The organism is Natrinema salifodinae (assembly GCF_900110455.1).
GTDB lineage: Archaea > Halobacteriota > Halobacteria > Halobacteriales > Natrialbaceae > Natrinema > Natrinema salifodinae.
Map to the genome: position 1 here is coordinate 415,669 of NZ_FOIS01000004.1, position 25,782 is coordinate 441,450.

Consider the following 25,782-nt stretch of genomic DNA (forward strand, 5'->3'; position numbering starts at 1 on the left):
GGTCGTGCGACGAGTACGCATAGCCGATCAGCGGTTTTACGGGACCGCAGCGGCCCGGATACTCGGACCGATCGCGGTCGCCGACGTCGGTGACGAGGCAAAGCCTCTTTAGAGCGGTCCGTGCAGTGTCGAGCGATGGGCGACCCGCTACGGATCAAAGCCGGCGACCGCACGGCCGACGAGATCATCGACGCGATCGAGGACGGTCGGTGGATCGTGGTGACGACGACGAACCTCGATGACGAACACGAGGTGACGTTGCGCTACGACGGCTCGGTCTACTACTGCGACACGCCGACGCGGCTCCATCGCCACGAGAGCGAAGCCGAAATGCGGACCTGTATCCGGAAGATGGGGTACGGGGGATCCGACGGCGACGGCGGCGGCGAGTGACCCCGCGAGACGACGAGCGTTTGTCGCTCGCCGTTCATAGGACGGCTATGGCTGACTCCCCTCAACACCGTCTCGGGGAACTGATGGAAGCATCGAATCCGGCGTTCGAGGAGGTGATGAGCTGCGTATTCGGGATCGAAGACCACGAGACGCGCGCGTATCTCGGGCTCTGCGAGCGGCCGGGCAGTACGATCGAGGAACTGGCCGCGGCGCTCGACCGCGACCGGAGCACGGTCACCCGTTCGCTGTCGACGCTACGCGATCGCGGACTCGTCCGCCGAGACCGACGCCTGCTGGACGGCGGCGGCTACGTCTATCAGTACACTGCCCTCGAACTCCCGGCGGCCAAGGAGTTGCTCCACGAGGCTCTGGACGCCTGGACGGCGACCGTCCACGACGTGATCGACGAGTTCGACGGCACGGAGCGGTGACCCGTCCTCCGCCTCGCACGGCCGACTGCCGAATCCACTCACTTTTTCCCACTCGCCACCCTCTCGACCGACAATGAGTCTCAGCCTCTCCGCTGATCAGCCGGAAGCGCCGGCCGACGCCGACGACGGCGCCTGGCTCGAGTGCATCGACTGCGGCGCGACGTTCGCACCCTTCGACGACGTCCGCTACACCTGCGACGAGTGCGACAGCCTACTCGAGGTCCGGTACGCCGACCTGCCGACGTTCGACGACTTCGAGGGCAACGGCCAGGGCGTCTGGCGCTACGCCGACGCCCTGCCGTTCGACTCCGGCGTCTCGGTTCAGGAGGGCGCGACGCCGCTGTACGAGGTCCCCCGGCTCGAGGACGAGATCGGCGTCGAGGCCTTGCGGATCAAACACGAGGGGATGAACCCAACCGGCTCGTTCAAGGACCGCGGCATGACCGTCGGCGTCAAGGTCGCGAAGGAACTCGGCGTCGACCGCCTGGCCTGCGCCTCGACGGGCAACACCAGCGCCGCGCTGGCCGCCTACGGCTCCCGCGGCGGGATGGAGACACTCGTGCTCCTCCCCGCGGGGAAGGTCGCCGCCGGCAAGATCGCCCAGGCGAGCCTCCACGGCGCGCGCATCCTCGAGGTCGACGGCAACTTCGACGCCTGCCTCGACATCGTCCAGGAACTCGCGGCCGGCGGCGAGGCCTACCTGCTGAACTCGCTGAACCCGTTCCGCCTCGAGGGCCAGAAGACGATCGGCCTCGAGATCCTCGAGGGCTTCCTCGCGGACTACGATACCGTGCCGGATCGGATCGTCCTGCCGGTTGGCAACGCCGGCAACACGTCGGCGCTGTACAAGGCCTTCCGCGAACTCGTCCAGGCGGGCGCGCTCGACGAGGCCGACGTGCCGAAGCTGACCGGCGTCCAGGCGGAGGGCGCGGCCCCGATGGTCGAAGCAATCGAGAACGGCGCCGACGAGGTCCGGCGCTGGGACGACGTGGAAACCCGTGCGACCGCGATCCGGATCGGCAATCCGGTCAACGCGCCAAAGGCCCTGCCCGGCATCCGCGAGACCGACGGCACCGCCGTCGCGGTCTCCGACGAGGAGATCACCGAAGCCCAGCGCGACCTGGCGAGCGAGGGGATCGGAGTCGAACCCGCTTCCGCCGCCTCCGTCGCCGGTCTACGGAAGCTCCGCGCCGAGGGCATCGTCGACGACGACGAGCGCGTCGCCTGCCTGACGACGGGCCACCTGCTCAAGGACCCCGACGCCGCGGCCGCCGCCGGCAGCGATCCCGAGCCCGTTCCGGCCGACACGGAAGGCGTGCTCGAACACCTGCAAGAGTGAGCGGACCGAATCGACCTGAACCGCACGGGCGCGACCGGCGTCGGTCGCGTCTGACGCCCGACTGACTGACCTTTTTCCGGCTGGGTGTGGTAACCAGTATCGAGGTATGTCCGCCGAGCAACGAGGTCCCGACGCTCCCGTTTCCGCCGGCGATCGGACTCGACCCGTTCCCCCGACCAACCCCGTCGAATCGACCGCACAGGACCGCCAGACACGCCGACAGACCAGCGTCTCGAATCCCCGGGAACTACCGCTTTCCTATCGAATCGAACGAACGCAACTCCGCATGCAAGTCGCCGCGCTCGAACGAGCCGTCGAAACGAGCGAGAAGCGCCGCCAGGCGATCATCGATCAGTACGAACGACTCCTCGCCGATCGAGTAGACGAATCCGAGTCGACGGACGCCGACTCGGTATCGGACTCGCAGTCGCTGTTAACGCGATTGCTCGCACGCTGACCGGTCTCGGCTTCCGTCCCCTCGCCGCCCCGTTTCTTCAGCATTTCCAACATTTTAAATATCAGCGCGCGGCAACCGGATATTTAGACACGGAATAACCAATGGCAAAGACCAAAACGCCTATGGTCTGCCCGGAGTGCGACGGCAGATTACGGAGGGAGGGTACCGAAATGATCTGTGAGGAATGCGGGCTCGTCTCCGCCGAAGACGCGATCGATCGCGGCCCCGAATGGCGATCGTTCGAGGACGAGGACACCGACCGGCGACGGACCGGCGCGCCGCTTATTCCATCAATCAGTGACCACTGGTGAATCGATTATCCCCGCCCCGTCTTGCGGTTCCCCTCGCAACTAGGGTGATTGCGAAGTGTATCCGTTCACGGTATGACCGCGGGGATACGCCATCATGGACTTTGCAGTCATCAAATGAATATCCCTAGACAAAAATGTTCTGGCTGCTGCTAACGTTTGGGCTTAATTCAGGACACGGCCTTGCCTTGCGCGTACGTACGCGAAACATGGGGCGGAGTAATACTATAATGAAATTCCTATGAGCGTAATGTGTTCCATGCTCCTGTTACATAGAAGAGTATCAGTATAATGGGCCGGGATCACGGGCGCGTGTACGGCTGCCCGTTGCTGCAATTTGCAACTACGCTACGACAACTTCTTCCCACTTTGAGTTACCGCAGGCTGGACAGTCCTGTCTTGGACTGGAAACTCTACTGGATTTTTGCCCAACAACAACATGGCAGTCCTTACAACGGTACAGATTGCACGATCGTGTTTTGACCATGAGTGTCGATAGTGATGGGTTTTTAATAAAATTTCCGTAACACTATGCATAGTTTGCTCAATAATCATCAGTCAAGTTGTCTCTTTACCAGCATCACCACTAGGCCCTGAGTGCCGTTCTAAGCGATATTTTGATTGAACCATCCTACCCCCCTACTTTTCGCTAGGAATCGATCTGAGGCCCATATATCGGCCTCAAATGATAATTGGCAGTTATCTTCTGATGTAGTGTCTAAGACGGCTGACGATTGAGGCGTTTTAGCGGCAAAACCCTCTGGTTGAACGAACGAGTTTACACGGAAACTCGGTCCCCATCAAGATTAGAACCGTGATGGGCCCCATATTTGGGAGCAGAGGGAGGTGGATTAACACTCAGTTTGATCGGTTGCTTTATCCGACATTTACTTCAATGTCGAATACTATTCTCATAACATGAATAAAGATATAGTCAATTCTAGCCAGCGTACACTAGAGATACCATCTAATCTCTTACAGAAGGTACAACGTGATATTGATCTTTGGTCGTTTGTCGCTGGTGCAATTTTAATGCTTTCTCTCCTGGCTATAGGAGTAGAGATTGGTGGGAAGACAGAGAGTTCGATATTTCAGGAGTATTATTCCCCAATATTCGTTACATTATTTATTAGTGTATCATCTGGTCATTATCTTGGGTTAGCATTTACAACAGATTCAGATAACCTTACCTCTGCATATATTGGTGCTTTTGCTGTTCTTTGGTTTGCTTCATTAACTGTTACTGAGCTTTCCCCTCTAAGTTTTGCCTTAGCTGGAATTACATTTGGTATTGTTTTAGCTTACCAGCGTGGTATTGTTGCTAATCACAAACGGATTAAGAAGCTCATGGAGATCTTTGGTAAAGGAATTGCTCCTTCGGGGATCTTTCTCATGGCGTTTATAGAATACCTCCTACCTTTTGTCCTTTCACTCGATATTGTGTCAGAAGTTACTTCATATGCGAACAACAACCCAGCTGTATTTGTGCCAATATTGGTTATCCTCCTTATTATTGAGAGAACTATAAAACATGCTACTGAAAATCAGACAGAGAACAAAAATATACCCTAAGTAAGTCTTATTCCTTAGATATTGTCAAGATATCCTCTACGCCGTTCCATCTTTCCTTCCTCATCTTCCGCGTCGTAATGCTCATCAATTACATCAATAGAGACGTTCATCCGATCACTTACCAGTGGCTTGGGGAAGTCGTTGTTTAGATGGTGGGTGATTGCCCCGCGACGGAAGGGATGAGCGCTTACGCTATCAGGGCACTGTGAGGCCTTATCATAGTTTGTTGCTGCTTCACAGTTCTCTGGATCTTTATTATGCGGACATCCCCCTGTTACAACGCAAGGGCGTGTGTATCGATAGGTGGTTCGTCGTACTGTGACCTTCCCAATACGTCCATTGGTTGTAGTTATCAGAGGTTCACGTCCGTATTCATCAGTCACGTCCTTACGGTTGTGTTTGATATAGTCATCTAACACTTCCATTTCTTCTTCTTTTAAGGCAATCATCCGCTCTCCATCTTCTTTGTTTTTCAGAGGGGTATCTGTCTCAGGTCGGTGACTCAATTCGAGAGCTGCCTTTCGTTCATGGTAGTCATCTAGATCAAGAGCGCGAAGGCTCCCTGTGCGAACCCCTGTTTTCCAGAGAATCAATATTACCACATGGTCCCTAGTGGCATACTCAAACTTATTCATAAAATTAATAATTTCTTCTGCACGATCAGCGTCAATGGTTACCTCACTTCTATTTTCTCCTTTTTCGAGAGAAGGCAAGATCACCTGTTCATAAAGATGAGGGTGTACACCGTCAATTCGTCCACAATATTCCAGGAATTGCCTAATGATAGACATCTGACTTCGCAAAGTTGTCTTATTCAGATCACCGTCCTTTTTTCTCCAATGTTTGTAATCCTCAATATCCCTTCCATTCAGGGTATTCAGATTATCAACACCGTTATTGTTACACCAGCGAATAAAATGTCGAAGTTTGTATTCTCGGGCTTGGATAGTACTATCGGCTTTGTCATCCTCAAGTGATCGTAGGTATCGTTCCTTCGCATCTTCGGGTGTCAAGGGTTGCAGGTCCGTGTCTCGCATTGTTGGCTCCTGCAAAGCCCGTGCGACGCGTTGATTCGCGGCTTCTTCTTTTGCGGGGTGGGGAATCCCTGTGGCCGACATTGCTACAAGTTAGTTTACGTTCTGATTATTAAATAAACTAACTTACCAGATACATACCGTTTACTTACCATTTTGTTACCAGGTGTGGCAATATTTTCCTGTATACTGTATCTGTTCGCCGCTGACCCGCTCGCGACACGATCGGGGACTCTCGACGGAGATCGGTTACGGCTCCGGCGCCGATGCGGGATACCAGGCGCGACTAACCGGGCGGAAGCGGCGACAGATCGCGCGTCTACGCCGCGAACACAACCGCGCGCGGATCTCCTCGAAAGCGGAGCGAAATCAGGTGTACGGATTCGCCGAGATCAGACGCGTCACCGCGTTGCTCTCGCTGCCCGACGACGTCAGGGACCAGGCCTGCGCGCTCTTCGAGTCCGCCCAGTCCGAAGGCCTCTTTCAGGGCCGATCGCTCGAAGGGTTCGCCGCCGCCGCGATCTACGCGATCTGTCGAACGCGGTCGATCGCTCGAACGGTCGACGAAATCGCCGACATCGCACGCGCCGACGGCGACGAACTCGGCGTCGCCTACGACGCCTTGAACCGCGATCTCGGCCTCCCGACGGGACCGATCGAGCCGACGCAGTATCTGCCGCGGTACGCGTCGCAACTCGAGGTCGGAACCGACGTCGAACGCCGCGCCCGCGAACACGTCACTGCGCTACTCGAGGCGGGCAAAATCGGCGGTCGCAACCCGAGTGGCGTCGCCGCAGCCTGTCTCTACAAGGCCGCCGGCGAACGCGAAGAGTGGCCGACGGTAACCCAGACCAGGGCGGCCGAGGTCGCCGACGTGGCGGCGGTGACGATTCGGTCGACCGTTACGGCCATCGAAGAGCTCTAGAATCAGATTCAGGTTCGAGCGACCGGTTCGGTGAATTGCGTTCTGACGCCGATCACGTCGTCCGGAGCGTGTCCGTACTCGGCTCGTAGACCTCGCCTTTCTGTTTGAGTTTATCGATCTCGTGTTCGGCCTTAGACTGGTCCATGCCGACCTCCTCGGCCCGTTCGAGGACGATGTCGACCGGCGCGCCGTCGTCGTACTCCTCCTCGATGTCGCTGATGAGCTGTTTGAGGTTCTTGATCCGATCGCGCTGGGACTTCGAGGTCCCGGCCTCGACGATGTCTGCGTCGAACTCGCCGGTTTCGGGGTCGACACCGATGTCCTGCAGACAGGAGCGAACGATCTCGACGGACTGCTCGGCGTCACGCTGTTCGACCGTATCCGAGAGTCGAACGCGGGCGCTGGCCTCCGCCAGGCGAACCAGCGCCTCGAGTTTCCGTGCGGTGACGGGAACGGCGGCGTCTTCGTCGGTCCCCCTCGATCGCAGGTCGACGTAGAAGTCTCGGATCGTCTCGCGGGCCGCCTCGGTCATTCGGGGGTGGCAGTTCTGTTTAGCGTAGGCGATGTACTTGCGCAGGAGTTCCGCGTCGATTTTGGGGTCGACCTGATCGGTCATCTCGTCGATCTCGTCGGCGCTGACCTCGAGGGACGTCATTTTCTCGCGCTGAGTGGTCAGCTCGCCCGCGTAGTTGGTGGTGAGGATGTGTTCCGCGAGATTGCGGTCTTTCTCCTCGTCGGGTTGGTCGGTGACCGTGAAGATGAGGTCGAACCGCGAGATGAGCGCCGGTTCGAGGTCGATCTGCTCGCCGATGGGCTCGTACTGATCGAAGCGGCCGTACTTGGGGTTTGCCGCGCCCAGCAGCGAACAGCGGGACTTGAGGGTCGCGTTGATGCCGGCCTTGGAGACCGAGATCTTCTGCTGTTCTAAGGCCTCGTGCATGGCGCTCCTGTCCTCCGAACGCATTTTGTCTAGCTCGTCGACCGCAGCGATCCCCTGATCGGCGAGGACGAGCGCGCCGGCTTCGAGGGTCCACTGCTGGCCGTCGCCGAAGTCATCGCGGACGGCGGCGGCGGTGAGACCGGCCGAACTGCTACCCTTACCGGAGGTATAGACCGAACGGGGGGCGATGTTCTGGATGTATCCCAGCATCTGGGAGTTGTGCGAGATGACGCCGTTCGAGATGTAGTTGTGCGTTCCCTCAATCTCGAGGTCGTACACCCAGTCGTAGTCGGGTTCGACTGTTTCGATTGATTCGATGTGTTCCCAGCAAACGTCACCTTCGACAAGTTGCTCGAGAGCGGCAATGCTCGTTTTTACGGATCCACCGTCGGCTAAAATGCCTTCGTCGCTCTGACTATCCTCAGTTGCCAGTGCATTTTTGAATGCTGCAACGACGTTCTGGAGGTTTTCTCGACTCGGATTTCTCGACCCTCGCTCGTAGTGTTGATACGTCGACCGTGGGAGTCCACAGTCAGCCTGTGTGAGCGATAGCGACTCCCGAATCTGCCGAAGCACCGACCCGATAGCGGGAACGATATCGAGATTGGTATTTCCTTCTGTATCAGCATATTGTTCGGCAGCTTGTTGTTTTCGCTGTGTTACGAACCCGATCTGCGTGACATACTTCTCGAATTCGCTGCCGCTTATTCTGAGCCGATAACTACCGGTATTTCGTTCGTGAAGTTGCGACTGGATTCCGACAGAGAGCAGTAGCGTTCTAATGTTTTTGAGCAGTTCATGGCTCATCGAAGCGACGGTTATCTCCCGCTGCGACGCTGAAACGTGGCCTTCTCCTTCGATGAACGCTTTGAGGAACGCCGACCTCGTCGAGTCAGTGGCTTCGAAAATGTCATCCGGAACACATTGTTCGTCGGATGGCTGAAGGATACACGGCTCGAGTTCTTCGAGGAAGCTTACGAACTCACCTGTCGAACAGAGTAGTTCACGGGCTTCTTTGCCCTCGTGAGGATCCCGTTCCGTCGTATTGAGACCCAGTTCCTCGAGAGCGTTCGTTGCATCGATGAGAACGTCTCTATCGTTATTCGTAATCGAAACAAAGCCGGTGTTGTCGTCTCGCTGCTCTACGTACCCTTCTGCAATGATGTATCCGATTACCCGTGCTAACGACGGCGTCCACTCGTCCGGTAGATCAAGCTGTACTGCGTTTCGGGACTTGGATCTTCGGACATCAACGTCGAGGACATCATTTCCCTCTGTTGTATAGCTTCGAGGTGCAGCGACGAACTGTCCCTCGGCGAGGTTATCTGCCGCAGTCGGTGTACACTTCCCGCCCTGTTGGACGAATAATGGATGCGACGGCGTCACCTCGAGTTCCCGTCCGCTCGAGGTCCGAATCCGATACATCCGGTCGGGTGCTTCGCGTTTCCAGACCTTCGTTGCCTGCTGTGCAGCGATCGATCCGTCATCTTGCAGAGACGGCACTGCGAGATCGACCTCGTCCCACCAGCCGTCGTCGATCGGTTTCGGATCCGTGAGATTCGACTCGACGAGTTCCCGGATCGGGACCGTTCGCCCGTCCGCGAGTGTGACCTTTGTATCGCCGCGGACGCATTTACCGGTACCGGGGTCCCCGATCAGGAGCATGTGCAGGTCGCCGCGAATTCGCGAGCCGTCGGGGAGTTGCTTCGTGACCCCCGAGAACAACTGGAGGATCATCGCGAGTTTCTCCTGCTCGTAGCCGTAGATGGAGGGCGCGACGGATCCGATCATCTTCTCGTAGATGTCCTCGCTGGAGGAGAGCCGGACGATCTCCTCTTTGTCCTCGTCGGTGATGTTCATGTCCTCGAACTGCTCTTCCTCGATGTCGACCGACATGCCCTCCATGTAGAAATCGAACACGGGCGACTTCTCCTGCCCGTCGGTCTGCTGTTCGAGCCGCAAGACGCCGGTCGCGGAGACGTGGTCGCCAGGCGTCACCTCGCCGGTGATGTCGTCTTCGACGTGGACGTCAAGCGACTGGGGCGTCTCCCCGCCGCGGAGCCCTTCGGGGCTCTCCTGAATGCGGAGTTTCTGGGCGTCGACGAACTCGGACTGATCGAAGTTGACGCGGAAAGGGCCCTGGCGTTCACAGCCCTGGCACTCGTGGGGTTCCTGAAAGTCGCCGCTGGACTGGGGGACGCGGGTGAGGGTGCCACAGAGCTGGCACTCGAAGGCGGCCTCCTCGATCTTCGGGCGGACGTCGGTCGCCTTGCGGACGATGCCGTGCACCTGGACGAGGGAGTTCATGTCTCGGGCCCGGATTTCGCGGATCTCGGGCGACTCCGTCTCGGGGAGGTTGTGGACGCGGACGTGCGCCTGGCCGAGGCTGACGTCGATCGGGAGGTCGTAGAGCCGCAGCGCCTCCTCGGCGTAGCGCTGGAGCTGTTCGGGTTGGTTGATGAGATCGTCCGCGAGGTCGGGATCGAACCGGTAGAGGTCCTGCCAGTCGACGTGCAGCGACCGCTGCTCGTTGGGATACCGCTGCGCAAGCTGCTTGATGTCGTTGTCGTAGTAGTTGCGGAAGAACTGCTCGAAAGAGTCGACGAGTTCCGAATTGCCCGCTTGCGCCATTGCAACCGTCTAGGGCCGCCATCGTGTATAAATGGTCGCAAAGCGGGCCGAAACTGAACGAGGAACGCGGCCGACTCGATCGAGGCGAGTCCGCGTCCGTGCGAGCGCACGTCGAGAGAGGAATCGAAGACGGTCGAGACGGCCAGCGCGTCCCGACCAGCGGACGGGATCCATTACTGAGCGCTCGCTCGACGAAGACAGGTCACTCGCTGTATCGTTCGGTGATTGATCAGCCACCGAACTGGTAGTTTGCGGCCGGCGTATCGATCCACGAGTATCCATCAGCTGATGATCCCCCTCGCCGCCCGAGCCGGGCGTTTCGAGGGCGTACGCTCCAGATTCGTGGCAGACTACCCCGATACATTGGCAGCGGAGTGATACCTCTGGGGAGTCTTCGAATGTATCCATGACGAACACAGCCGAACGGACGCGAGCCGCGGTCCGCTGTACCAACTGTCAGGTCATCTTAGTCGCCGAAGTCGCACAGGACGGCACCGTCCGTCCCCTCGGAACGAGCGAAGACTGCGTCTGCGGCGACGGATCGTTCACGCAACTCGAACAACCCGCCCCGACGCCGTAAGCGCCACCTGATATCTCGGGTACGGTTTGATCCGGCCGCCGAGGCGCTTGCAGCGAGGATCCGACGGTGGACCGAGCCGCCAGGCAAACGTCTGATCGATCCCTGCGATTCCGTCCCGGTCCGATGGGCGAGCCATCGATTGCCTCAGTCAGAGCTGCCACTCCCTCGATCCTCGACAGCCACTTTTCGTCGCTTCCGCCACGATTGTTGACGACCTATGACAACGTACGTCGAGTACGTTGAATCGATATCGCCTGGTTACGTCGCGATCGGAGTCGCTATGCTCGAGTCCCTGTTCACGAGCGACGGCTTTGACGGGGCAGCCCAATTCACGATACCGCTTTCGTAGCCGTCGGCGGTCGCCCCGTTCGCAATTAGTATCGGATAGAAGATTCAATAACTGACGACTTACACCCGTCAATGAGGTACACGGAATTTCTAACAGGGGTTGATGCTGCTAGGTCGCGTTTTATGACCGGGGTGATTGCCCTGGACGACCATAACCGCATGATGGCCGTCTGTGAACGCTGCGGATCGGCGTATGCGGCGCGAGTGCTCTCGGACGGACGGATCCGTCCGATCGGAGTCGAGTCCTGCTCCTGTGGCTCGACGGACTTCCAACCGCTTCCGTAACCGGTTCCGCTCGCAACCAGTGCGGCCACCCCGATTCTTTGCATCCCCGGCAGAAGACGATCGCTCCCGCGGTCACCCGAGCGCTGTGACGTTCAGGATTACATCCACGATCAGTACAGCTCCGTCGTTCACGGGGGTTGTCCGCGACAAAAGGATGGGATCGCCCGGATTTGAACCGGGGTCACGGGCACCCAAGGCCCGAAGTATACCAAGCTAACCCACGATCCCGTACGTCAACCCTACTGGGCCAACGTCATAAAGCGTTTCGTTATGGACCGAACGGTTTTCCCCGATGCCGTGCTACCGCCGTCTATGACCGGACTCGAACTACTGATGCTGCTTCTCGTGCTCGTGCTCGTTCTCGGGGCGGCTCAACTCGTCCAGGCTGCCAGGCCGTTTATCGTCAACGCGGTAGTCGGCCTCCTGGTAGTGTACCTCGCGCAGGTCGTCTTCGGCATCGGGGTAGCGCTGACGCCGATCGCATTGGCGATCGTAGCGATCGGCGGCTTCCCCGGGTCGCTGCTCGTTATCCTGCTGTCGGTGTTCGATGTCGCGTTCGTCCCGTAACCGCGGCGGCGTCGGCCAGGCGCGTCACGTGCCGCCACGTTACTATTACTGGTCGTAAAGAGGAAGGAAGAACAGGTGTAGCCGTCAGACGCCAGTAAACCGGTCGGTGACGAAGCTATTGTCGGCGGGATCAGAGGTCCGCGTCGCGAAGCTCGAGATCTGCGATCAGCTCGTAGGGATGGGCGTCCTTCCGGATGCCGTCGACGAGCGTGAACGCCTCGCCTGGTTTGAGGAAGTGTTGGGTGACGACCTGGCCGAGCGGCGTCGGTTCGAAGCCGTCGATGAACTCGTACTGCAGCAGTTTGCCGATGGCGTGTTTTGTCGGGACTTCGCCGAGCATCCGGTCGTTGAGCGCCTTCGCGGCCTTGCCGCCGACCGTGACGTTCGCGAGGGTTTCCTCGACAGCGGCGGCCTCGTCGTAGTGGGTCATCACCGACTCCATGTCGCCTTTCAACAGTTTGAACGCGACCTCGTCCTCGGTCATCTCCATCGAGTTGTGGTAGGTGCAGTCGGGCTCGACGAGGACGTAGACCTTGCCTTTGTCGTGGTAGTCGGGCCGGCCCGCGCGGCCGAGCATCTGGTGGAACTCCTGGACCGAGAGCCACTCGATGCCCATCGCCAGCGAGTCGAAGACGACCTGCGAGGCCGGGAAGTCGACGCCGGCCGCGAGCGCGGCGGTGGTCACGACCGCCGAGAGTTCCTGGTCGCCGAACTGCCGTTCGACCGTCTTCCGGCGCTTGTAGTCGAGGCCGGCGTGATAGGGGGCGGCGGAGTAGTCCAGTTTCCGGCTGATCTCGTGACAGCGCCGCCGGGAGTTGGTGAAGATGATCGTCTGGCCGCGATACCCCTTCGAGGACTCGGTGTCGAACTCGCGTTTGACGAGCTTGTTCGCGACCCGAACCTTCTCCTGGCCGTCCGCGAAGGTGACGTGGCGCTCGATCGGCACTGGCCGCTCCTCGAACTCGATGAGTTTCGACTCGAGGGCCTGCGCGAGTTGCTCGGGGTTCCCGACGGTCGCCGAGAGGTAGACCCACTGCGCGCCCGAGTAGTCGTCCCGTCGCTTCGCGCGCTGCTCGCAGGTGTACTTGAGCCGCGAGATGAGGCCGTCGAGCCGGTGGCCCCGCTCTTCTTCCTTGAGGGTGTGGACCTCGTCGATGACGACGGTCCCGATATCGCCCATGTCCTTGCCCGTCCGCAGGGCGTGGTCGATCCCCTCGTAGGTGCCGACGATGACGTCGGCGTTGGGATCGAACTGGTTGCCGTTGTCGGTGATCCGGCTCGCGCCGACGCGGATAGAGACGTCGACCAGGTGGCCGTACTCCTCCTGAAAGTCCTCGTACTTCTGGTTGGCCAGGGCCACGAGGGGGACGAGAAAGAGCATCTTCCCCTTGCCGTTTAAGACGCGGTTGATGCCGGTCATCTCGCCGACCAGGGTCTTTCCGGTCGCCGTCGCCGAGACGACCATCTGGTCGTCGCCCTCGAAGAGGCCGTTCTCGACCGAGAGGCTCTGGACCGGCAGCAGCGTCTCGAAGCGGTCTTCCAGCAGGTTCTGCAGGCCGGGGTGGAGGTTCAGCGAGTCGGTCCGAACGAGGTCGACCTCATCGGTCGTCGCCGAGATCGTATCGAACTTCGTCAGATCGGGGTCGAGTCGCCCCTTGAGCAGGTTGACGATCCGCTCTAAGTCCTGGACCTCGAGCATGAGGTCCTCGAGACGTTCCTTCGCGGCCCCGGTGACTTCGCCGCCGCCGGCGAAGGAGAGCTGGCGCTCGAGTTCCTGACGAGCGCAGTCCTGGCAGATCCAATCGTTGTCGTCCTTGACCGCGGTCTCCGTCGTGATCGGCGAGTACCGGCCCGCGGAGGCGCAGTAGCGGCAGGTCCGGACGGTCTTGGTCTTGTCGTCGAGCTGGTAGCCGCCCAGCATCTCGGTGAGTTCGCGACGCCCCGCCGACGAGGTCTGTTCGGAAATGCGGATCCGCTTCGCGCGACGGGCGAGTTCGACGAATTCGTCGGGCTGGCGGGGCTCCTCGCTCGAGCCTTGCTTGAGCCGGAACTTCGCGGGCCGGGGCCCGGCCGAGGTTTCCGAGAGCCCGAGCTTTGCCCGGAACAGCCGCTGTCCGTCACGTTCGACGGCGATGAGGTAATCGTCACCTGTCTCGTGACAAAAGATCGTCTCGACCTCCTGGACCTGCTTCGACACGGACGCGTCTAGGGCACAGCGGTATTTCAGCGGTTCGGACTGGGTCGATCGCTGCGAACCCGAACCGTCGAATCCGACTCCGACCGCGGTCCGTTGACCGAGACCAGGCGACTCGAGAGCCGAAACGCGGCGCCGATTGCATATCGAACTGGAGAGATCTATAGCACTACATAACACTCTTAGAGACTTACATGTAGCACGGGTCGAATCCCCAAGGCGATGCACTTGGATCCGTGGGAGAGGGTACCAGCGATTCGTCGCAGCTACGCGCTTCGGTTCGTCGCCGCGCTCGCGATCGTCCTCCTCGTGGTGGGGCTGTTCGGCGGGAGCATCTACGCGCAGACCGGCGACCAATTACAGGACGACGTCGAGTCGCAACTCGTCACCGACGCTCAGAAGGACGCAAACCGGCTCGACATCTGGTTCCGGTCCACCGAGCGGTATCTGGGGTCGCTCCCTCGATCGGTCGCGTTTCGCAACGACGATCGGGTCGCGATCGCCGACTCCTTACACCGCGTGACCGACCGGACCGCGTTCGAGGGGGCCTATTACGTCGATACGGAGACGGGAGACGTCGACGCCAACGCCGGCGCGACCGCGGTCATCGACGACGGCCGGATGAACGACGCCGTCGACGAACGGTTCGCGACCGCCCTGGAAGACGATTCGCAGGTCGTCTTCTCCGAGCCGTTCGAGACCGACGACGGCCGGCCCGCGATGCTCGCCGTCAGCGGCGTGCCAGGCGAGTCCGATCACGCCGTCGTCGGACTCGTCGATCTCGCGTCGCTGTCCCGGTACATGATCGGGGCCGACGAGACCCACGACGTGCGCGTCGTCGACGAGAGCGGGACGGTCGTCCTCGCCGAGGATCAGTCGCTGCTGTTACAACGCGACGTCCTCGACTCCGGGGCCGTCGCCGACGGCACCGGCACCGCGTCGATCGCTCCCGACGAGACGAACGGTGGCGACGACGAGACCGTCGTCGGCTACGCGGCCCTCTCACACGAGGGGTGGACGCTAACGACCCGCGTCCCCGCGTCGCAGGCCTACTCGCTCCAGACGAGCATCTCGACCCAGCTCCTCGCGATGCTCGCCGTCGTCTTCGCCAGCCTGGTCGTCCTCGGCGCGACCATCGGGCGGACCACCGCCGGCTCGCTGCGCGAACTCTCCGAGCGGGCGGCGGCCATCGAGAACGGGGACCTCGACGAGCCGCTGGAGTCCGATCGGTCGGACGAGCTCGGCGACCTCTACCGATCGATCGATCGGATGCGACGGTCGCTGCGCGATCGCCTCGAAGAGACCGAGGCCGCCCGAGCCGAGGCCGAGCGCGCCCGCGCCGAGTCGGAGGCGTTCTCCGAGCGCCTCGAGCGGACGGCCGACGAGTACGGCGAGACGATGCGGGCCTGCGCCGACGGCGACCTCACGCAACGGCTCGACCCGGACGGCGAGAGCGAGGCCATGGCGACCGTCGCCGCGGAGTTCAACGCGATGATGGACGATATCGAGGCGACCGTCGCCGCGACGCGAACCTTCGCCGACGCGGTCGACCGGGCCGCTACGTCGACGGCCGACGGGGTCGTCGAGGTCCGGACGGCCTCCGATCAGGTGACGACCTCCGTCCAACAGATCGCCGACGGGGCCGAGCGCCAGAGCGACCAGCTCGCGGCGATCACCGGCGAGATCGACGACCTGTCGACGACGACCGAGGAGATCGCCGCGAGCGCGTCGCAGGTCGCCACCCTCGCGGAGCGGACCGCCGAGACCAGCGCGGCTGCCCGCGAGTCGGCGCAGCAGGCGATCACCGGCATGAACGCGATCGAAGAGGAGGCCACCGCCGCCGTCGCGGAAGTCGACCGGCTCGAGGCGGAGATCGAAGCGATCGACGACTTACTCGAGTTCATCGGCCAGGTGACCACCGAGACGAACATGCTCGCGCTCAACGCGAGCATCGAGGCCGCGCGCTCGGACTCCGACGACGCGGAGTTCTCCGCCGTCGCCGACCAGGTCAAGTCCCTCGCCGCGGACACCAAAGAGGCCGCGACGGACGTCGAAGACCGGCTCGAACGGGTCGGCCGGCAGACCGACCGGGTCGCGACGGTCGTTCGCGAGACGGACGAGCGGATCGCGACCCACCGTAGCGCGGTCGAGGCGTCGGTCTCGTCGCTCGAGGAGATCTCCGAATTCGCCGCCGAGACGAACGACGGCGTCCAGGAGATCTCGGCGGCGACCCAACAGCAGGCCGGCGCGACCCAGGAAGTCGCGACGATGACCGACGACGTGACGGCGATCAGCGAGGAGACCAGCGCCGAGGCCGAGACCGTCGCGGCGGCCGCGGAGGAACAGACCTCGTCGCTGGTCGAAGTCTCCCGGTCGGCCACGTCGCTGTCGGACCAGGCGAAGGAACTCGCCGACGCGCTCGCCGCGTTCGAGGTGTCGGCCGATCCGGACGGGGACGATCCGGGCGCGGCACTTTCGGCGATAGAGACGGAGACCGGAACGAACGGGGAGACGGACGCTGCGCCGGCCGCTGAGGGTGAGGACGAGGGCGATACCGTGAGGACCGGTACGGACGGGACGACGGCCGGGCGAAAGTTCGACTGGCAGGAGCCACAGTGATTGTCGGGTGCGAGCGGCGGGAGAATCGGAGAGAGAACGGAGCGATTCCGCGATCGATCAGAAGTCGCCGGTGACGATATCGCTGACTTTCTGCCGGTCGAAGAGTTCGTCGTCGACGTCGTAGACCTGACGGGCCGCGCGCTCGGTCATGATCAGGTTGATGATCGGCCCCTGGTGGAGCGGGCCGCCGCGGTAGACGTCGCCGTTCTTGACGGCCTTCAGTTCGCTCGCGACGTTGTGGTCTTCCATCTCCGCGACGACCTGCTCCTGGAACTCGTCGGCGGTCAGCTGTTCGTTGCCGCGGAACAGGATGATTTCGGGGTCGATCTCGAGGACGTTTTCGTAGTCGATCCGACCGCGCGAGTCGTGGAAGTCCGAGACGTTCGCTTCCGCGAGCGCGTCGCGGACGCCGAGGTCGCGCCACTGTTTGAAACTCGTCCCCTCGTCGATCGTGTACGGGAGGAACTCGCCCTCACCCATGGGCCACAGGATCGCGACCTCGGGTCGGTCGTCCTCCGGCGGGACGATCTCGTCGACCCGCGACTGGAACTCGTCGTGGAGAGCGGAAAACGCCTCGTAGCGCTCTTCTTCCTGAAACACTTCGGCGAGCTTTCCGAACGCCTCGTACAGCGTGAGGTACTCGTAGTCGTCGTGCCAGGCGTAGTCCCGGGAGAAGATGGTGTTTCCGAAGATCGGGCCGATCTGTTCGATGTCCTCGACGTCGCTCTCGTCGATGCTGTCGTACCGATTCGTCATGAAGTTGGGGTCCATGACGTGGAGGTCGGCGTCGATATCGTAGAATTTCTCGACGTCGACGCCGTCCTCGTAGAGATCGACCATCCCCTCTTTGCTGACGCTGACGTCGGGAATCTCGTCGTAGTACTGGGTGTGGAACCGCGAGGTCAACCAGAGGGCCCCCGGCGGCTCCTGACCGAGCGCGATCCCCATGTCGGCCCAAGTCCCGTTGCCGGTTGCCCACGTCTCGGGCACCCCGGGGAAACCGACCTCGCCGACCGGCGGCATCGAGACCGTGTATTCGATCTCGTCGCCCGACGATCCGAGCGAATCGAGGCAGCCGGCCATCGCGCCCACGCCGGCGATCGCCCCGCTCGTTCGCAGTACGTTGCGTCGCGTCCAGGTCCGTTCGTCGGTCATCATGTTTTAGGCTCACCTAAAACGATAAAAGTATTCCGGAGCCGGATCGTTTCGCACCGTGCAGCCCCGTCACGCGCCGCTAAACGATCCCGCGATTTCGCGTCAGCGGTCCGGGAGCGCGCGTTTGGGCAGAACTTGGAGTTCGGGCTCGTACCGGACGGTGGCTTCGACGCCGAAGACGTCAGCTAGCAGCTGTTCGGTCACCACGTCTGCCGGCGGGCCCCAGTCGTAGAGTTCGCCGTCGTGCATGGCGACCAGGTAGTCCGCAAAGCGGGCCGCCTGCGAGATGTCGTGGAGGATGACGGCCACGGTGACGCCTTTCTCCTCGTTGAGCTGGCGGATCGTCTCGAGGACGCGGAACTGGTGGTGGACGTCGAGGAACGTCGTCGGCTCGTCGAGCAACAGGACGTCGGTGTCCTGAGCCAACACCATGGCGATCCAGGCCAGCTGCTTCTGCCCGCCGCTTAGCTGTCCGAGTTCGGCGTCGCGGATGTGGTCGATCCCGGCCAGGTCGAGCGCGCGCTCGACGGCGCGGTGGTCCGCCTCGCTGACGCCGTCGAAGAAGCCCCGGTGGGGATACCGGCCGTGGTAGACCAGATCCTCGACGGTGATCGAGCCCAGCGAGTCGTTCTCCTGGGAGAGGACGCCCAGTTCGCGGGCCAGTTCCTTCCGGTCGAAGGAGTCGAGGTCCTCGCCGTGGATCGTGACCGAACCCGCGTCCGGTTCGAGGTGGTTCGAGAGCGCCTTCAGGAGCGTACTCTTCCCGCTGCCGTTCGGGCCGACGAGCGCGGTCACCGCGTTCTCCGGGATGTCCAGACGCGCACACTCGACGATCGTCTCCTCGCTCGTCGGGTAACTCAACTCGAGGTCGTCGCCGACGAGCGCGCTCTCGACCGCGACGCCGTTGCTGTCGGTGATCCGTTCCTGGGTCGTTTGGGTCTCCGTTTGTTGTGCCATTATAGCTCACCCATGGACTGCTGGTTGCGCATCAGATAGAGGAAGTACGGACCGCCGATCAAGCCGGTCACGACGCCGACCGGGACCTGCGTGCCGGACAGCGCGAGCCGCGCGCCGACGTCGGCGGAGACCATCAGCGCCGGTCCCGCAAAGAGACAGCCGATCATCAGCTGCCGGTAGTCGCCGCCCACCGTGTTCCGTACGATGTGGGGGACGACGAGCCCGAAGAAGCTCACGACACCGGCGACTGCGATCGCGACGCTGGCCGCGAGAATCGCGACCGCGGAGAGGAAAAAGCGGACCCGCTCGACGCGCATGCCCAGCGAGCGAGCGGTGCTCTCGCCCAGCAGGAGGACGTTCAACTGCCGCGAGCCCGCGAGCGCGATCGCGATTGCGACGATCGCCGGCAGGATCGCGATCCGGACCTCGTCCCACCCGGTTCCCGTCAGCGATCCGGTGAGCCAGGCGATCGCCGTCTGCACCACGCCGAGGTCGTCCGCGAAGAAGAACAGCCCCTGCTGGAGCGACTGGAAGACCATGTTGACGATGACGCCCGCGAGCACCAGGCGGACGGGGCTGGTCCCGCCCTTCCAGGCGATGCCGTAGACGACCAGGAAGGCGACGGTGCCGCCGAGGGCGGCGACCAACGGGAGGAACGGCGCGAGGCCGCTGAAGACGACCAGCGTCGCCAGGACGGCGAAGCCGGCCCCCGAGCTGACACCCAGCACGAAGGGGCTGGCCAGTTCGTTTCGCGTCACGGCCTGAAAGATCGCGCCGGAGACCGCCAGCGTCGCGCCGGCGATGATGCCGACGAACACGCGCGGGAGTCGAAGGTTCCAGACGACGATACTGGCGGTGTCCATGTCCGGGAGTTCGGTCCCGAACAGGAACGCCGTCCACGCGTTGAGGTTGAAGATCACCATCGGGTCGAACACCGCCCGCCAGGCCTCGGCGACCGTCATCGAGTACTCGCCGAACGTCACCTGCACGAGCCCGGCGACGACGGTGACGACCGTACTCGCCAGGCAAAAGAGCACGAGCGTTCCGGTGACCCATCCCCCCCGCTCCCGAGCGGACGCGTGCCCGCCGACCGACTTCGCTTCTGCCATCCCTATTTAGGTGTGCCTAAAAGATGTTTAGTAGTTGCGGTTACGAGACCGTTTGACAACTGATAGTCATGATCGCGGTCGATCGACGGACCGTCTCGCGTTAAACTGGGCTAAATCGCCGGCTTGTGCCGAAATTCTGGTCACTCCAGGAGTTCGATTTCGTCGTTCCCGTTCGGGACGGCACAGAGGAACGCGCCGGGTTCGTCGCCCTCGTTGCGGTACCAGTGGACCGTCCCGGCGGGGATCAACAGCGAGTCGCCAGGCTCGACCGCGTACTCCTCGTCACCGATACCGACCGTGTACTCGCCGTCGAGGACGTACTGTTCGTGTTCGACGTCGTTGGTGTGTTTCGGTACCTCTGCGCCGGGTTCGAGGACGAACCGGCGGATCGCGAAGTGGGGCGCGCCGTGGTCGTCGCTGACGAGGACGCCCTTCTCGAGGCCGTCGGCCGCGTCGACGGACTCGTACTCGATCTCGTCGCTGCGCCGGACCAGTGGCTCGGTCATACGCCGACTCGGTGCCGGATCCACAAAACCGTCGGGGATGGTCGAGTCGGATAGTGAGTTGCGAGGAGCGTCACACCATCGGAATCGGATTGACGTGCTACCCGCTCTGCGACGACAGAGTCAGGGCAGCGTCAGCGACGGTCGCGTCGCTATCCGGTGTAAAATACTGCAGTCAAGTGCCGATACCGTAACGAATTCGCCTTACAGGCGCTCGACGTTGGTCGCGCGCGGGCCCTTGGGGGCCTGCTCGATGTCGAACTCGAGTTCCTGACCCTCTTCGAGGTCAGGGCCGCCGATGTCTTCCATGTGGAAGAAGACGTCCTCGTCCGCGTCCTCAGTCTCGATGAATCCGTAGCCGCCAGTGTCGTTGAAGAAATCAACGGTTCCTTTCGCCATTGCTTCTAAAGAGAGCGGCCCGGGAGTGATAAACCCTACGACTCGGCCCACGGCTGCAACTGCGGGGAGAGAAGGGCCAAGAGGGCCTCTCTCCGCCACTGCAGGAGTTATCGACGCCAGAGGCGGTCCCCATCCTCCAGACGGCTGACCGTGATCGAAATCAGGTTGATGACGGCTAAGGCCGCCAGGCCGGCGGCGGAGATCGCGGTGATGACGGTCCGACGTCCGTCGTCTCGCCGCGGTCGCGGCTGCCGAAGTTCCTTATAGCCGCCGCGGAAAAACGGACGGTATGACGGATTACGAACTCGACGCGGTCGATCGGGAGATCCTCTACGCGTTACAGGAGGAGGCTCGGAACCTTTCGTCCAGCGAGATCGCCGAGCGGACCGAGGCGTCGTCGAGTACGGTCCGCAAACGAATCCAGCGGCTGGAATCGGAGGGCGTGATCAAGGGGTACAGCGCGAACATCGATTACACGAAGTCCGGCTATCCGATCCGGATGCTCCTCTTCTGTACGGCTCCGATCCCGGAACGGGGCGACTACATCGACGACATACTGGACATCCCCGGCGTCGTCTCGGTACAGGAGTTGGTCACGGGCGAGCAGAACCTGCTCGTGACGGCCGTCGTCAAGACCGACCGGGATATTACACCGATCGCACAGGAGATTTCGGATATGGGACTGACGATCACTGACGAGGTGCTCGTACGGAGTCACCAGTCGACGTCGTTCGACGAGTTCTCCTCGCGGTAACGCGGCGAATCGCCGTCCCTCCGTCTCGTCCGAACCCCCCGCTCTCGCTTCTCCGCGCGTCGCGCTCTCGGATACCGCGAGCGGCGACGTCCGGTCGTCTCGACCATCCTGACTCTCGGTACCAAGACACATATCTATCACGATCGTCTACTATAGAGCGGTCGCCGAACGATTTGTTCGAACCCGAGGATATAATAACCGGTCTGTTCGTATATGGAGTGAAGACGACCAGGCGTGCAAGTGTTGCCGGAATCGACTCGCCGCGACGCGACCGCGATCACGCGCTGGTCCGAGCGTGAACTCGAAGCATGACCGACGAAAGGGCACCCGCATCCGACGACGACGTCGCACCGCTTCCCGAACCGACGCCGCCGATCTCGCTCGTCCCCCGAGCGTCGACCTGGGCGGTCTGGGCGCTTTTCCTCTGCAGCGTCGGCATCCTCGTGGTCGCGGCCCGAAGCGGGGCCGGCTGGGAGATTCCGGGCTACCTGCGCGTCGACGGGCTGACCGCGGTCATGTGGGTCGTGGTCACCTTCTTCAGCGGTATCGTCCACAGCTACTCCCGACGCTACCTGGCGGGCGACCGTCACGTCGACCGGTTCTACGCCCGCATCTTCGCGTTCACGCTCGTCGTTATGACGCTGACCGCGGCCGACCACGTCGCGCTGTTCGCGGCCGCCTGGCTGGCGATGGGCCTGGCGATGGCGTCGCTGATCGGGCACGTTCGCGAGTGGGCGCAAGCGCGGGCCGCCGCCGCGCTCGCCCGTCGGTACTTCCTCGCCAGCAGCGCGGTGCTGACCGCCGCGCTGGCCGTCCTGGTCTGGTCGACGGGAGCGACGAGCATCACCGGGATCTTCGAGAACCTCGAGCGGGTCTCGCGGACGGCCGGCCTCGTCGCCGCCGGCGGCATCGTCCTCGCCGCGATCGTCCAGTCGGCCCTGTTCCCGTTCCACGGGTGGCTGCTGTCGTCGATGACGGCACCGACGCCGGCCTCCGCCCTGATGCACGCCGGGTTCGTCAACGCGGGCGGGGTCCTGCTCACCAGGTTCGCGCCGGTGGTCGCCGACGAACTCGTCGTCATGTCGGCGCTCGTCCTCGTCGGCGCGGGCAGCGCCGTGCTCGGTCAGGCGATGATCCTCGTTCAGTCGAACGTCAAGCGCGAACTCGGCTGCTCGACGATGGCCCAGATGGGCTTTATGATACTGCAGTGCGGCCTCGGCTTCTTCGCCGCCGCGATCGCCCACCTCGTCTTGCACGGGTTCTACAAGGCGTATCTTTTCCTGTCGTCGGGGGCCGTCGTCGAGCGGACGGCTCCCAAGGACGGCGACCACACCCACCTCGGCTTCTCGGGGATGGCCGTCAGCCTGGCGACGGCCGTCGGCGGGGGCGCGCTGTTCGGCGTCCTCACCGGGAAGGCGACGAGCCTCGCGCTGAACGGCGGGACCGTCCTGACGCTCGTGGTCGTGCTGACGACGCTGACCGCGGCGCGGGACATCCTGCGACGGTCGACCCTGCCGACGGCGGTCAGGTTCGTCAGCGTCCCGCTGGTCGTGCTGACCGCCATCGGCGGCTACGCCGTCGCGTTCAACGCCGTCTCGACGATGCTCTCGGGCGTCCCCATGACCCACGTCTCGACGGACCTGACGGGCGCCCACTCCCTCGTCGTCGCCCTGTTCGTCGGCGCCTACCTCGTCGTCGAACTCGGCTGGCACCGCTCGAGCGAGCGCCTCTACGTCTCCCTGCTGAACCTCTCGCAGCCCGATCCGACGACCGTGCTCACCGACAAGGAGGAATACGACGATGTCTGAGCAACTCGACGATCAGCGCCGCATCGAGGAGAGTATCGACCGCGCGGCCGACCGCATCGGCTCGGTCTGGCCACTGCACTCGTTCGTCACGGCCAACCCCCTCTCGGGGTTCGAGGACGAGCCGTTCCACCAGGCCGTCGCGGAGGGCCAACGCCTGTTCGGCGGGCGCGGCTACCCGCGCCCGTCGGTCTTCCGTCGAGCCTGGGAGGACGGTCGAATCGATCCGGACGTACTGCACGCCGAACTCGAGGCCCGCGGGATCGACCGCGACCCGGAGGACCTCCTCGCGGAGATGGCCGAGGGCGACGCGGAGCGCGGCGAGCCCGATACCGCGACCGAGGAAGTCGACCGCGTGCTGTCGAAGTGGCTCGCCGCCTTCCTCGACGAGGGCGAAGCCAAATGGCCGATGCCGAACCGCGAGGAGGGATTCTACGCCGCCTGGCGCTCGGTCGCCCCGTACGACGGCGACGCACCCGGCTGCGACGATCCCGACGACCTCCCCGAGACGGCGACGGCGGCGCTCGAGGCGGTCCTCGCGGACTATCCCGTGGGACAGTGGGACGACATCTTAGCGCACCACCTCGCCGCGCTCCCCGGGTGGAGCGGGTTCATCAAGCAGCGGATCGACGACGACACTGACCGGTGGCAGGAGCGGTACCCGATCACGCTAGCGGAGTACCTGGCGGTGCGGCTGACGCTGGCGGACCTGCTGGACGCGCCGATCGAACCCGAAGCCGACGCCGTCGAGAGCGGCGGCGACGGCCCTGCCGGTGACGTCGCCGACGTCGACGGGGACGTTCCCCTCGCCGAGAGCTGGCTGACCGCCTGGGAGGAGAGCTACCGCGACCGGCTCCTCGAGGGGCTCGACGACGGGGTCGCGGACCCCTCGTCGGGGGACGACGGGGAGCGCCCGGCCGCGCAACTGGTGTTCTGCATCGACACCCGCTCGGAGGTGATCCGTCGCCACATCGAGGCTCAAGGTCCCTACGAGACCCACGGCTACGCCGGCTTCTTCGGCGTGCCGATGCGCTATCGGGGACACGACTCGGCGGGCGAGGCCGACGCCTGTCCGCCGATCGTCGAACCGGAACACCATGTCGTCGACCGGCCCGACGCCGATGGGGACGCGGCGACCGCCCGCGAGCGGTGGACCGGCCTGGCCGACGCGGCGACGCACCACTTCGAGACGCTCAAGAAGAACGTCGTCGCCGCCTTCACATTCGTCGAGGGCGCCGGCGGCGCGTACGGCTCGGCGATGGCGACGCGGACGCTGGCGCCGTCGGCGATCGCCAAACTCGGCGCCGCCGTCGACGAGCGCGTGCCGAGTGCCCGCGAGATCTGTTCCCCCGCGATCGACTCCGAGGAGTACGACGATCACGATCACGCCGATCACGACCTCCCGCAGGGAATGAGCCTCGAGGAAAAGGTCGAGTACGCCGCGAGCGCCTTCGAACTCATGGGGTGGACGGTGTTCGCTCGCCTGGTCGTCTTCGCGGGTCACGCGAGCGAGACGACCAACAACCCCTTCGGCTCGAGCCTCGACTGCGGCGCCTGCGCCGGGAACCCCGGCGGCCCGAACGCCCGCGTGCTCGCGGCGATCTGTAACGACGAGGACGTCAGGGACGCCCTCCGGGATCGCGGGTTCGAGATCCCCGAGGACACCGTCTTTCTTGCCGGCGAACACAACACGACGACCGACGAGCTCGCCCTGTTCGACGACGGGGTGCCCGAGAGCCACCGCGAGGACATAGAGCGGTTGCGCGAGGACCTCGCCAGCGCCCGGGCCGGCGCCGCGGCCGAGCGCACCGCGGCGACGACGGGCGGCGATCCCGATGCCGGCGTCGACGAGGTGGAACGCCGCGCGGCCGACTGGGCGGAGACCCGTCCGGAGTGGGGCCTGGCCGGCAACGCCTCGTTCGTTATCGGCCCGCGGGACCTGACCGACGGCCGGAACCTCCACGGGCGCGCGTTCCTGCACTCTTACGACTGGACGACCGATCCGGACGGCGAGGCCCTCGAGGGGATCATGACGGGCCCGCTGGTCGTCACCCAGTGGATCAACAACCAGTACTACTTCGCGACCGTGGACAACGCCGTCTACGGCAGCGGGTCGAAGATCACCCAGAACCCGGTCGGCAACGTCGGGGTCGTGCAGGGCAACGGCGGCGACCTGATGACCGGCCTCCCGCTTCAGTCGCTCAAGGTCGCCGACGAGCGGCCGTACCACCAGCCCCTCCGGCTGACGGCGGTCATCCACGCGCCGGTCGAGCGCGTGACCGAGATCCTCCGGACCCACGAGCAAGTCGAGCACTTGGCCGACAACGGCTGGATCGGAGACCTGACCGTCGTCGATCCCGAGCGCGATAACGCGGTCTTCCGCTATCTGGGCGACCTCGAGTGGGAGACCGACGCGGCGGCGGACCCCGCGGCGCCGGTCGCGCAGTCGGCCGCCGACGACTGAGCGTCGGGACTCG

At 62.9% G+C, this 25,782-nt stretch carries 19 protein-coding genes, 1 tRNA gene and 2 pseudogenes; 13 read left to right on the forward strand and 9 right to left on the reverse strand.

The window, feature by feature from the left end; genetic code table 11:
- Positions 1-135 precede the first annotated feature (135 nt).
- The 6 genes and pseudogenes from BMY29_RS16395 to BMY29_RS20710 all read left to right on the forward strand — a co-directional run bounded on the left by BMY29_RS16395 (position 136) and on the right by BMY29_RS20710 (position 4,500).
- Positions 136-393 (forward strand): DUF8001 family protein, encoded by a 258-nt coding sequence (locus tag BMY29_RS16395; RefSeq protein WP_049990057.1) that lies wholly within the window; start codon positions 136-138, stop codon positions 391-393.
- A 47-nt stretch (positions 394-440) separates the two neighbouring features.
- Positions 441-824 carry a helix-turn-helix domain-containing protein gene (locus BMY29_RS16400; protein ID WP_049990058.1) on the forward strand — a complete coding sequence of 128 codons (384 nt, stop codon included), beginning with the start codon at positions 441-443 and terminating at the stop codon, positions 822-824.
- Between the two features lie 73 nt (positions 825-897).
- Positions 898-2,163, forward strand: a complete 1,266-nt coding sequence (gene thrC / locus BMY29_RS16405) for a threonine synthase (protein WP_049990059.1) — start codon at positions 898-900, stop codon at positions 2,161-2,163.
- A 106-nt stretch (positions 2,164-2,269) separates the two neighbouring features.
- Entirely contained in the window at positions 2,270-2,620 is a 351-nt protein-coding gene (locus tag BMY29_RS21475; RefSeq protein ID WP_049990060.1) for a hypothetical protein, read from the forward strand.
- Positions 2,621-2,721: 101 nt separating this feature from the next.
- A pseudogene (locus tag BMY29_RS16415) lies at positions 2,722-2,922 on the forward strand (TFIIB-type zinc ribbon-containing protein); the annotation flags it as partial.
- Between the two features lie 924 nt (positions 2,923-3,846).
- Positions 3,847-4,500 (forward strand): hypothetical protein, encoded by a 654-nt coding sequence (locus tag BMY29_RS20710; RefSeq protein WP_143067727.1) that lies wholly within the window; start codon positions 3,847-3,849, stop codon positions 4,498-4,500.
- Between the two features lie 14 nt (positions 4,501-4,514).
- Here BMY29_RS20710 and BMY29_RS16420 read toward each other — a convergent pair whose 3' ends face one another.
- Positions 4,515-5,618, reverse strand: a complete 1,104-nt coding sequence (locus BMY29_RS16420) for a tyrosine-type recombinase/integrase (RefSeq protein WP_081985453.1) — start codon at positions 5,616-5,618, stop codon at positions 4,515-4,517.
- A 115-nt stretch (positions 5,619-5,733) separates the two neighbouring features.
- Here BMY29_RS16420 and BMY29_RS16425 point away from each other — a divergent pair.
- Positions 5,734-6,459: pseudogene (locus BMY29_RS16425) on the forward strand (transcription initiation factor IIB); the annotation flags it as partial.
- A gap of 52 nt (positions 6,460-6,511) precedes the next feature.
- Here BMY29_RS16425 and BMY29_RS16430 read toward each other — a convergent pair.
- On the reverse strand, positions 6,512-10,030 hold the full coding sequence (locus BMY29_RS16430) for an LAGLIDADG family homing endonuclease (protein WP_049990063.1): 3,519 nt from the start codon (positions 10,028-10,030) through the stop codon (positions 6,512-6,514).
- Between the two features lie 406 nt (positions 10,031-10,436).
- Here BMY29_RS16430 and BMY29_RS21215 point away from each other — a divergent pair, with 406 nt between their 5' ends.
- Positions 10,437-10,610 carry a hypothetical protein gene (locus BMY29_RS21215; RefSeq protein WP_173424903.1) on the forward strand — a complete coding sequence of 58 codons (174 nt, stop codon included), beginning with the start codon at positions 10,437-10,439 and terminating at the stop codon, positions 10,608-10,610.
- A gap of 788 nt (positions 10,611-11,398) precedes the next feature.
- On the opposite strand, the gene BMY29_RS16435 is transcribed toward BMY29_RS21215, so the two are convergent.
- Positions 11,399-11,471: transfer RNA gene (locus BMY29_RS16435), tRNA-Pro, on the reverse strand.
- A gap of 84 nt (positions 11,472-11,555) precedes the next feature.
- On the opposite strand from BMY29_RS16435, the gene BMY29_RS16440 reads away from it, so the two are divergent.
- Positions 11,556-11,810, forward strand: coding sequence for a pro-sigmaK processing inhibitor BofA family protein (locus tag BMY29_RS16440; RefSeq protein ID WP_049990064.1), 255 nt, complete (start codon positions 11,556-11,558; stop codon positions 11,808-11,810).
- Positions 11,811-11,940: 130 nt separating this feature from the next.
- On the opposite strand, the gene BMY29_RS16445 is transcribed toward BMY29_RS16440, so the two are convergent.
- A complete protein-coding gene (locus BMY29_RS16445; RefSeq protein ID WP_049990065.1) occupies positions 11,941-14,007 on the reverse strand; it encodes a DEAD/DEAH box helicase in 2,067 nt (688 codons plus the stop codon).
- A gap of 219 nt (positions 14,008-14,226) precedes the next feature.
- Here BMY29_RS16445 and BMY29_RS16450 point away from each other — a divergent pair, with 219 nt between their 5' ends.
- Positions 14,227-16,623 carry a methyl-accepting chemotaxis protein gene (locus tag BMY29_RS16450; protein ID WP_049990066.1) on the forward strand — a complete coding sequence of 799 codons (2,397 nt, stop codon included), beginning with the start codon at positions 14,227-14,229 and terminating at the stop codon, positions 16,621-16,623.
- Between the two features lie 57 nt (positions 16,624-16,680).
- Here the strand turns inward: BMY29_RS16450 and BMY29_RS16455 are convergent, their stop codons facing one another.
- The 5 genes from BMY29_RS16455 to BMY29_RS16475 form a co-directional block, all read right to left on the reverse strand.
- Positions 16,681-17,778 (reverse strand): ABC transporter substrate-binding protein, encoded by a 1,098-nt coding sequence (locus BMY29_RS16455; RefSeq protein ID WP_143067728.1) that lies wholly within the window; start codon positions 17,776-17,778, stop codon positions 16,681-16,683.
- A 102-nt stretch (positions 17,779-17,880) separates the two neighbouring features.
- The gene (locus tag BMY29_RS16460; protein ID WP_049990068.1) at positions 17,881-18,735 is read right to left on the reverse strand and encodes an ABC transporter ATP-binding protein; all 855 of its coding nucleotides are present in this window, start codon (positions 18,733-18,735) and stop codon (positions 17,881-17,883) included.
- Complete coding sequence (locus tag BMY29_RS16465; RefSeq protein WP_049990069.1) at positions 18,735-19,844, reverse strand: FecCD family ABC transporter permease; 1,110 nt, start codon at positions 19,842-19,844, stop codon at positions 18,735-18,737. Before BMY29_RS16465 ends, BMY29_RS16460 begins: the two co-directional genes overlap by 1 nt.
- 140 nt (positions 19,845-19,984) lie before the next feature.
- Entirely contained in the window at positions 19,985-20,350 is a 366-nt protein-coding gene (locus BMY29_RS16470) for a cupin domain-containing protein (protein ID WP_049990070.1), read from the reverse strand.
- Positions 20,351-20,551: 201 nt separating this feature from the next.
- Positions 20,552-20,746 (reverse strand): cold-shock protein, encoded by a 195-nt coding sequence (locus tag BMY29_RS16475; RefSeq protein ID WP_007259363.1) that lies wholly within the window; start codon positions 20,744-20,746, stop codon positions 20,552-20,554.
- Positions 20,747-21,035: 289 nt separating this feature from the next.
- Between BMY29_RS16475 and BMY29_RS16480 the strand changes: the two genes are divergently transcribed.
- The 3 genes from BMY29_RS16480 (at position 21,036) to BMY29_RS16490 (ending at position 25,769) form a co-directional block, all read left to right on the forward strand.
- The gene (locus BMY29_RS16480; protein WP_049990071.1) at positions 21,036-21,500 is read left to right on the forward strand and encodes an Lrp/AsnC family transcriptional regulator; all 465 of its coding nucleotides are present in this window, start codon (positions 21,036-21,038) and stop codon (positions 21,498-21,500) included.
- A gap of 308 nt (positions 21,501-21,808) precedes the next feature.
- Positions 21,809-23,308, forward strand: coding sequence for a proton-conducting transporter transmembrane domain-containing protein (locus BMY29_RS16485; protein ID WP_049990072.1), 1,500 nt, complete (start codon positions 21,809-21,811; stop codon positions 23,306-23,308).
- Complete coding sequence (locus BMY29_RS16490) at positions 23,301-25,769, forward strand: DUF2309 domain-containing protein (RefSeq protein WP_049990073.1); 2,469 nt, start codon at positions 23,301-23,303, stop codon at positions 25,767-25,769. Before BMY29_RS16485 ends, BMY29_RS16490 begins: the two co-directional genes overlap by 8 nt.
- The last annotated feature ends 13 nt before the right edge of the window (positions 25,770-25,782 follow it).